Below are 9585 nucleotides of genomic sequence, written 5' to 3'. Positions count from 1 at the left end.
GTAATTGCCAACACAACGATTACAGCAATACCCAGACCCAGAGATGTCTGAACTTTCTTGGAGATCGCCAGGAAAGTACACATCCCAAGGAAGAATGCCAACGCCATGTTTTCAACGAAAATCGCCTTAACGGCAAGGCTGATGTACGCTTCCATTACACAGCCTCCTTCTTAGTGTTCTTAGCCAGTTCAAAATCTGGAGCCTCTACCTGATCTTTGTAGAAGGTACGAGTCAGCCAGATGAAGATGCCAATAATGAAGAATGCGCTTGGTGGCAACAGCATCAGACCGTTACCCATGTACCAACCACCGTCATTAATCAATGGCAGAACTTCATAACCGAACAGTTTGCCTGCACCGAACAGCTCACGCAGGAAACCAACAAAGATCAGAACCGCGCCGTAACCAAGTCCGTTACCAATACCGTCCATGAAAGAGATTCCCGGAGGATTCTTCATCGCGAACGCTTCAGCACGACCCATTACGATACAGTTGGTAATGATCAGACCTACGAATACCGAAAGCTGCTTAGAAACATCGTAAGCAAAGGCTTTCAGGATCTGGTCCACCACAATTACCAGTGACGCAATGATTGTCATCTGACAGATGATACGGATATTGCCCGGAATGTGGTTACGAATGATGGATACGAACAAGTTCGAGAAAGCAGTTACCGCGATTACCGCCATGGTCATAACCATTGCAGTATTCAGGTTTGATGTAACCGCCAGCGCAGAACATACACCCAGAACCTGAAGGCCGATTGGGTTGTTCTTAAATACTGGATTACTCAGTACTTCTTTAGCTTGTGACATCGCTTACGCCCCTCCCGCTTTCAGGTTGGTCAGGAATGGTGCATAACCATTTTTACCCATCCAGAACTGAACCAGATTGGTTACACCGTTCGCTGTCAGAGTTGCACCCGCAAGACCATCAACCTGATGCTTAGCATTCGGGTTAGATGTATCTACAGTGCCCTTGATCAGACCCAGAGTTGGCTCCATAGAACCTGCTGGATAAACCTCTTTGCCTGGCCACAGAGCTTTCCAGTTCGGGTTATCAACTTCGCCACCCAGACCTGGAGTCTCAGCGTGAGAGTAGAAACCAAAACCAACTACTGTGTTCAAGTCACCTTCAAGAGCCAGGAAGCCATAAAGAGTAGACCACAGGCCATAGCCGTGTACCGGCAGGATCACTTTTTCGATCTGGCCATCTTTTTCCACCATGTATACAGGCATTACTTTCGCCTGATACTTGATAGAAGCGATATCTACATCTTTAGAAAGTGCTTTACCCAACACTGGGTCTTTAGCGGCTTTCTTAGCATCATATTTAGCTGGAATCTCTGTAGTGAACTTGCCAGTTTCCAGATCAACATACTTAGTAGTGATCTGAGCAAACAGCTCATCTACAGACTTGCTTGGATCACTGATACCTGCAGCAGCAAGAATGTTGCTCTTACGGTCCAGTTCCTTGTTTGCAATCTGTTTTGGCTTCAGTAGAACTGCAGCCGCAGAAACGATTACCGAACAGACAACACAAAGTAGAACGGTAACGATAATCGTCTTACCGATAGTGTCATTATTAGCTGACATCGCGCGCCTTCCTCCGTTTAATGTTTGCCTGAACAACAAAGTTATCGATCAATGGAGCAAATAGGTTCGCGAACAGAATCGCCAGCATCATACCCTCTGGGAATGCTGGGTTAACCACACGAATCAGAACTACCATCACACCGATCAGAGCACCGAAGTACCACTTACCTTTGTTAGTCATGGATGCAGACACTGGGTCTGTTGCCATAAAGAACATACCAAAGGCAAAACCACCCAGAACCAGATGCCAGTAGAAAGGCATAGCGAACAACGGGTTGGTATCGGAACCAATCATATTAAACAGCGTAGATGTCGCCACCATGCCCAAGAAGACACCAGCAACGATACGCCATGCAGCGACCTTGGCAATCAACAGAACCAGACCACCCAGAGCGATTGCGAAGGTAGAAACCTCACCCACAGAACCCTGAATGTTACCGATAAATGCGTCGAACCAAGTGATGTTTGCAGCCAGGATTGCATCAACACCGCCTGCAGCAGCAAGGCTCAGTGGAGTTGCACCGGAGAAGCCATCAACTGCGGTCCAGATCGCATCACCAGACATCTGCGCTGGATAAGCGAAGAACAGGAATGCACGACCAGTCAGAGCCGGGTTCAGGAAGTTTTTACCTGTACCACCAAATACCTCTTTACCGATCACAACACCGAAGCTGATACCCAGAGCCACCTGCCACAATGGAATTGATGGCGGCAGAATCAGGGAGAAAAGGATAGAAGTTACGAAGAAACCTTCGTTGACTTCGTGGCCACGCTTCATTGCAAACAGTACTTCCCAGAAACCACCTACAACGAAGGTTACGATGTAGATTGGCAACCAGTAAGCTGCACCATGAATAATGTTGTCCCACATGCTATCAGGATTAAAGCTGCTTAACGCACCAGCAATTGCACCCTGCCATGTAGACGCTTCGGTAATGCCCATCTGAGCCATTGCAGTGTTAGCCTGAAAGCCAACGTTCCACATACCGAAGAATACTGCTGGGAAAGTACACATCCACACCAGAATCATCATACGCTTCAGATCGACTGCATCGCGTACGTGAGCTGCTGTTTTAGTTACATGACCCGGAGTATAGAAAATGGTATCTGCTGCTTCGTAAAGCGCGTACCAGTTTTCATACTTACCGCCCTTGTGAAAGTGCGGCTCCATTTTGTCTAGAATATTTCTCAAGCTCATGATCAGGCCTCTTTCTCAATACGCGTCAAATTGTCGCGAAGGATTGGGCCGTACTCATACTTGCCTGGGCAAGCAAAAGTGCACAGCGCGAGGTCTTCTTCGTCCAGCTCCAGACAACCCAGTTCCATCGCGTGAACGATGTCACCTGTTACCAGAGCACGCAGCAGCTGCGTTGGAAGAATATCCAGTGGCATCAGTTCCTCGAACTGTCCAACCGGAACCATAGCTCGTTCTGAACCATTCGTAGTCGTCGTGAAGTCAAACTTCTTCGAAGGATTCAGGAATGAAGCAAAGACGTTTAGTACAGAGAATTTATTAGTACCTGGTACTACCCAGCCCATAAATTCACGCTCATCGCCTTCTTCAAGGATTGTAACCTGGTTAGCGTATCGGCTCAGATAAGCAAACGGGCCTGAAGCAGTACGACCGCTCCATACAGAACCACTGATCACACGGTTATGATCGCCGTCCTGCGCTCCCTGTAGCAGATCATTTAAATCCGCACCCAGGCGCGTACGTAACATACCTGCCTTAGCAGCTTTAGGACCGGAAACAGTGACAACACGGTCAGTTGGCAGTTTACCTTCAGTAAACAGCTTACCTACCGCAATTACGTCCTGATAACCGATTGTCCAAACAGTTTTCTGCTGAGATACAGGATCAAGGAAATGAATATGCGTACCTGCATTACCTGCAGGATGCTTACCTTCAAACTCTTCTACTGTTACACCTTCAGCAGTCGGGATATCAGCACCCGGAGCCTTACACAGATAAACAGTTGTTTCTGACAGTTTTGTCAGAATCTGCAAACCCTGTGCAAATGCTTCTTTCTGCTCAGCAATGATGATCGCAGGATCACCAGCAAGTGGATTGGTATCCATTGCTGTAACAAAGATAGAGTTAGGAGTTGTGCCAGGCAGTGGTACACGGCTGAAAGGACGTGTACGCAGTGCAGTCCAAAGGCCAGACTCAACCAGGTTTTCTTCAACCTGTTCACGAGTCAGACCGGAAAGCGCACCGGCATCATATTTGTTGAATTCGACTGCATCGTCACCATCCAGTTCAATCACTACGGACTGAAGTGCGCGACGATCGCCACGATTGATAGCCTTAACTACACCAGCACCCGGTGCTGTGTACTTAACGCCTTCGGTTTTCTTATCGGAAAAGATCACTTGACCGAGTTTTACTCGATCCCCCACCTTGACGGCCATGGTAGGTTTCATACCCACATAATCAAAGCCAACAACGGCAACGGAGCTCACTGCTGGGCCGTCTGAAATAGACTGCTCAGGAGCGCCCGTGATCGGTAGATCCAGACCTTGCTTGATCTTGATCATACGCCTCACCCAATTACGTTAAACTTTTTCAGGATTCTACTCTCGATTTCAGTTAACACAGCGCCCTGTCCCCGAACGCAAATGAGAACCGTTATATAGTTATTACGAAAATAGAATTACCCCACCCAAAAATCCGAGTAAGTATACCTGAGCGAACCGACCTTTTTCTACAAACAGCCTTCGATATCAGTACGTTCCAGCAACTAAAGTAGGTAGATAAATATAGAATCATTATTTATATACATATATCCATATAGCATATAAATCATTTGATAAATAAAAAGCCACCCTATTGGTGGCTTTTTAAACAATTTACAAAAAACTCAGATCAGATCTGCTTCGGGAACGCAGGCAGTGTGCACTGAGCCATTTTCTGCATCATGCGGATAACCTGGCAGCTGTAACCGAATTCGTTATCGTACCAAACGTACAGTACGCAACGCTTACCGCCAGCGATAGTCGCTAGAGCGTCAACAACACCCGCTGCACGAGAACCAACAAAGTCAGTTGATACAGCTTCTGGAGAGTTGCTGTAGTCGATCTGCTTCTGCATTGGACCATGCAGCGCAGCTTCGCGAAGAATATTGTTCAACTCTTCTTTATCTGTAGCATTTTCCAGGTTCAGGTTCAGGATAGCCATGGAAACGTTTGGCGTTGGAACACGAATAGCGTTACCCGTCAGCTTACCTTCCATTGCAGGCAGAGCTTTAGAAACAGCTTTGGCAGCGCCAGTTTCAGTGATAACCATGTTCAGACCCGCAGCACGACCACGACGATCACCTTTGTGGTAGTTGTCGATAAGGTTCTGGTCGTTAGTGTATGCGTGAACAGTCTCAACGTGACCATTCTCAATACCGAACTTGTCGTATACAGTTTTCAGAACTGGTGTAATCGCGTTTGTAGTACAAGACGCAGCAGAAAGGATTGTATCTTCTGCAGTGATGTCACCATCGTTAACACCCATTACGATGTTCTTAACACCTTTACCTGGTGCAGTCAGTACTGCACGAGAAGCGCCATTAGACTGAAGGTGCAGAGACAGACCTTCTTTGTCACGCCACTTACCAGTGTTATCAATGATCATTGCATTGTTGATGCCGTAATCAGTGTAATCGATCTCATCTGGAGAGTTAGCGAAGATCACCTGAATAACGTTACCGTTAGCAGTGATTGTGTTCGCTTCTTCATCAACAGTGATTGTGCCCTTGAAAGAACCGTGAACTGAATCACGACGCAGCAGGCTTGCACGTTTTTCCAGATCTTTCTTAGCAGCACCTTTACGTACAACAATTGCACGCAGACGCAGAGCCTGACCGCCGCCAGTACGCTCAATCAGAAGACGAGCCAGAAGACGACCGATACGACCGAAACCATACAGAACAACATCTGTAGCTTCACGCTCTTCAGAATCGATTGCTTCAGCCAGTTCAGCTTTCAGGAAAGTTTCCAGATCCTGACCGTTACCTTCGTTACGGAATTTAACCGCTAGCTTACCTGCATCGATATGCGCATTGCGTACGTTCAGGTTCTTAACAGCTTCTAGAATTGGGAATGTATCAACTACAGTCAATTCCTGCTCTTCAACCTGGCGAACAAAGCGGTGTGCTTTAAGGATATCGATAACAGAACGTTTGATAATCAAACGACCGAATACAGAAGACTCGATATTCTGATCACGGTAAAGGCCACCTACAAGAGGTACCATTTTTTCTGCTAGCGCTTCGCGCTCTTTCCAGTCTGCGAATACTTGATCTTGGCTCACTTGAAACTCCAAAAAGTTGTGTAATCTCGCTGGTACTCACCGATGCAAAGCTAAATTGCCCGCTTACCGGTGAACCCTAAAATTTTGGTGCGCGCATTATCCTCTTTTAACAGTCATTGAGCAAATGCAGCACGATATACTTTCGCACCATATTACAAATCAGAAATATTTAGCCCATGCAAAAAGCGCTTTATTCCCCGTGGCGACTGTCTTTTATAAGTACAGTCGTTAAAATATGCCGCCTTAAAGAATTTTGTACTATCGGGAGTAACAAGTGCTGCAATTTAACTATCCCCTACCCACAGGAGCCGGAGACCGCAAACAGATCGGTCAAGTTAATGGTTCTGCCGCAGGGTACGTAGTCTCCGATGCAGCGCTGAAACACAGTGGATTCACACTGGTTATTACTAATGACAGCAATCAGGCTAACCGCTTGCTTGATGAAGTTACGTTTTTTAACGGTGACAAGCTGGAAATACTCTCCTTCCCCGATTGGGAAACACTGCCGTACGATACGTTCTCTCCCCATCAAGATATCATCTCTGAACGAATTGCTACGCTGAATCGTCTACCAAATTTACAGCGTGGCATTCTTATCGTGCCACTCAGCACTTTGATGCACCGCACAGCGCCAGCCGATTTCATCGCAGGAAACTGCTTCGATCTTAAGGTAGGAGAGATCATCAATCCGGACACACTGCGTAAGCAGCTGGCCGATGCGGGTTATCATGCGGTAGAAACAGTATTAGAGCACGGCGAATTCGCTATTCGCGGTTCTATCATCGACCTATTCCCTATGGGAAGTGAAAACCCTTTCCGTATTGAGCTGTTTGATGATGAGATCGAAACACTGCGAACCTTTGACCCAGAAAGTCAGCGCTCAATAGAAAAGATCGACGCAATCAAATTACTACCCGCAAAAGAGTTCCCTTTTGACAGCCGTGCAATTAGGGATTTCAAATCGCGCTGGCGGGAACGCTTTGACGTTGATTACAAACAGTGCCCAGTCTACACAAACATCAATGACGGACTAACATCCCCTGGCATCGAGTATTATCTGCCACTGTTTTTCGATGAGTGTAGCTCTCTGTTTTCAGCCCTGCCAGAGAACACCCAGATCTTTGTTGATAGCACTCTTGAAGAAGCAGCAGAACAATTTGCCCTGGAAGTAAACGAACGCTATGAACAGCGGCGCTACGACATTACCAATCCGGTACTCTCGCCTGACGAGTTATTCCTCTCTACCAGCGAGCTATTCGCTGCTCTTAAAAACTACGGGCGACTCACCCTACACTCTCAACAAATTGAAGAGAAACAGGGCCGGATAAACCTATCATGCAGTGAACCTCCAGAACTTCCTGTCGACTCACAGCAGAAAGAACCTCTATCAGCACTACAGAGCTTTCTCCTGGAACGAGATGGAGCTGTACTTTTCTGCGCAGAATCAGCGGGTCGCCGCGAAGCACTACTGGAGCTACTGGGCCGGATCAACATTAAGCCCACCCTGATAGAGGGCTGGAGTAGTTTCGTTGATTCCGATCTCGATCTGGCAATCACCGAATTCCCTTTAGAGCAGGGATTATCTGTACCTGGTCAGGTTCACTTGATTACAGAAACCCAACTATTTGGGCATCAGGTCTTCCAGCGCCGCCGCCGCTCAAAAGAACAGGAACAGAATGATCAGGTCATCAAAAATCTATCAGAGCTGAATACTGGCTCTCCCGTTGTTCATTTAGACCATGGCGTTGGACGATATCTAGGGTTACAGACCATCGAGCTGGAAGGTGAGACCAACGAATTCCTGACATTAGAATACGCTGACGGCGCAAAACTCTATGTCCCGGTTTCATCGCTTCACCTGATCAGCCGCTATACCGGCACAGGGGATGAAAACGCACCTCTACACCGCCTCGGCACTGAGCAATGGAGCAAAGCCAAACGCAAGGCAGCGGAAAAAGCCCGTGACGCCGCCGCTGAACTTCTGGATATATATGCCCGACGCGCATCTCGCGTAGGTTTTCAGTTCAGTGATCCTGATGAGCAGTACCTGCAGTTTGCAGCCAGTTTCCCATTTGAAGAGACACCTGATCAGGCAGCAGCTATTGGCAATGTAATCCGGGATATGACCGCACAACAGCCGATGGATCGCTTGGTTTGTGGTGATGTTGGTTTCGGTAAAACCGAAGTTGCCATGCGCGCTGCGTTTGTTGCTGCTCAAAGTGGCAAACAGGTAGCGATTCTGGTTCCAACTACCCTGCTGGCACAACAGCATTATCAGAACTTCCAGGACCGTTTCGCTGACTGGCCAGTAAACATTGAACTGATCTCCCGTTTCCGTACAGGCAAGCAACAGAACAGCATCATCGATAAACTTGAATCTGGCAGTATCGATATCGTTGTCGGTACCCATAAGCTGTTATCAGGTGATATTAACTTTAAAAACCTGGGTCTGGTGATCATAGATGAAGAACATCGCTTCGGGGTTCAGCAGAAGGAGCGCCTAAAATCCCTTCGCTCGGAAGTAGATATCCTGACCCTAACTGCAACGCCTATTCCTCGCACCTTGAATATGGCGATGTCTGGGATCCGTGACCTTTCTATTATCGCCACACCACCAGCACGCCGCCTCTCGGTTAAAACATTTGTCCGTTTTAGTGACAGCACACTGGTCAAAGAGGCAATTCTGCGTGAGCTTCTGCGTGGCGGTCAGGTTTACTACCTGCACAACGAAGTTAAAAGCATTGAAAAAACGGCTGAAGAGCTGCGCGAGCTGGTGCCTGAAGCGCGTATCGGTATTGGTCATGGTCAGATGCGCGAGCGTGAACTAGAGCAAGTGATGTCTGACTTCTACCACAAGCGCTATAACATCTTGCTCTGCACAACGATCATCGAAACCGGTATCGATGTACCAAACGCAAACACAATCATTATTGATCGTGCTGATAAGTTTGGTCTCGCCCAGCTCCATCAGCTGCGTGGCCGCGTGGGTCGCTCCCATCATCAGGCTTACGCTTATCTGCTTACACCACACAAGAAGTCCATGACCAAGGATGCCATCAAACGTCTTGAGGCGATTGAATCAGCTGACGATCTGGGTGCTGGCTTTACTCTGGCAACACACGATCTTGAAATTCGTGGTGCAGGCGAGCTATTGGGCGAAGAGCAAAGCGGTCAGATGCAAACCGTTGGCTTCACCCTGTTTATGGAGATGCTGGAACAAGCGGTAGAATCAATCAAAGAGGGTAAAACTCCGAATATGGATCAGCCGCTTAAACACGGAGCGGAAGTTAATCTGCAACTGTCTGCACTGATCCCTGACGATTACCTGCCGGACGTACATAGCCGCCTGATCATGTACAAACGCATAGCCAATGCCGCATCGAAAAAAGAACTAAAAGAACTACAAATTGAGATGATTGATCGCTTTGGCCTACTCCCTGAACAGGTTAAATACCTGTTCCGAGTAACCGAACTCAAACTCAGAGCCGAAGTGATGAACATCGTTAAAATCGATGCAGGCTCTGAAAATGGCCGTATAGAATTTGCTACCGACGCTAAAGTTGATCCTCTCACTTTAGTAAAAATGGTTCAAAATCAGCCACAAAAATATAAACTGGAAGGCGCAGACAAACTACGTTTCAGCCTCAACATGGAGAAAACCGAGAATCGCTTCAAAGCTGTAGAAAGCTTG

7 protein-coding genes are annotated in these 9585 nt (G+C 47.4%); 1 reads left to right on the top strand and 6 read right to left on the bottom strand.

Going from position 1 to position 9585, the window contains the following annotated elements; translation table 11 throughout:
- The 6 genes from GY843_RS08120 to GY843_RS08095 form a co-directional block, all read right to left on the bottom strand.
- Positions 1-155, bottom strand: a 155-nt coding sequence (locus tag GY843_RS08120; protein WP_297308394.1) for an Rnf-Nqr domain containing protein, incomplete at its 3' end; no start/stop codon positions are given.
- A complete protein-coding gene (locus GY843_RS08115; protein ID WP_297308392.1) occupies positions 155-814 on the bottom strand; it encodes an NADH:ubiquinone reductase (Na(+)-transporting) subunit D in 660 nt (219 codons plus the stop codon). The genes GY843_RS08115 and GY843_RS08120, both read right to left, overlap by 1 nt.
- Positions 815-817: 3 nt before the next feature.
- A complete protein-coding gene (locus GY843_RS08110) occupies positions 818-1594 on the bottom strand; it encodes a Na(+)-translocating NADH-quinone reductase subunit C (RefSeq protein WP_297308390.1) in 777 nt (258 codons plus the stop codon).
- Positions 1584-2792, bottom strand: coding sequence for an NADH:ubiquinone reductase (Na(+)-transporting) subunit B (locus GY843_RS08105; RefSeq protein WP_297308388.1), 1209 nt, complete (start codon positions 2790-2792; stop codon positions 1584-1586). Before GY843_RS08105 ends, GY843_RS08110 begins: the two co-directional genes overlap by 11 nt.
- A gap of 2 nt (positions 2793-2794) precedes the next feature.
- The gene (locus tag GY843_RS08100) at positions 2795-4132 is read right to left on the bottom strand and encodes a Na(+)-translocating NADH-quinone reductase subunit A (protein WP_297308386.1); all 1338 of its coding nucleotides are present in this window, start codon (positions 4130-4132) and stop codon (positions 2795-2797) included.
- Between the two features lie 328 nt (positions 4133-4460).
- Entirely contained in the window at positions 4461-5894 is a 1434-nt protein-coding gene (locus tag GY843_RS08095; protein ID WP_297308383.1) for a glyceraldehyde-3-phosphate dehydrogenase, read from the bottom strand.
- A 274-nt stretch (positions 5895-6168) separates the two neighbouring features.
- Between GY843_RS08095 and mfd the strand changes: the two genes are divergently transcribed.
- A partial coding sequence (gene mfd / locus GY843_RS08090; RefSeq protein WP_297308381.1) for a transcription-repair coupling factor occupies positions 6169-9585 on the top strand: 3417 nt, incomplete at its 3' end.

Origin of the sequence: Neptuniibacter sp., from assembly GCF_024231755.1 — a bacterium.
GTDB lineage: Bacteria > Pseudomonadota > Gammaproteobacteria > Pseudomonadales > Balneatricaceae > Neptuniibacter.
The sequence above is the reverse complement of the archived record's forward strand: the minus strand, read 5'-3'. Positions and strand labels throughout refer to the sequence as shown.

Coding starts and splice junctions, on each gene's coding strand:
- GY843_RS08115 (WP_297308392.1), bottom strand. CDS start 814: ATGTCACAAGCTAAAGAAGTACTGAGTAATCCAGTATTTAAGAACAAC.
- GY843_RS08110 (WP_297308390.1), bottom strand. CDS start 1,594: ATGTCAGCTAATAATGACACTATCGGTAAGACGATTATCGTTACCGTT.
- GY843_RS08105 (WP_297308388.1), bottom strand. CDS start 2,792: ATGAGCTTGAGAAATATTCTAGACAAAATGGAGCCGCACTTTCACAAG.
- GY843_RS08100 (WP_297308386.1), bottom strand. CDS start 4,132: ATGATCAAGATCAAGCAAGGTCTGGATCTACCGATCACGGGCGCTCCT.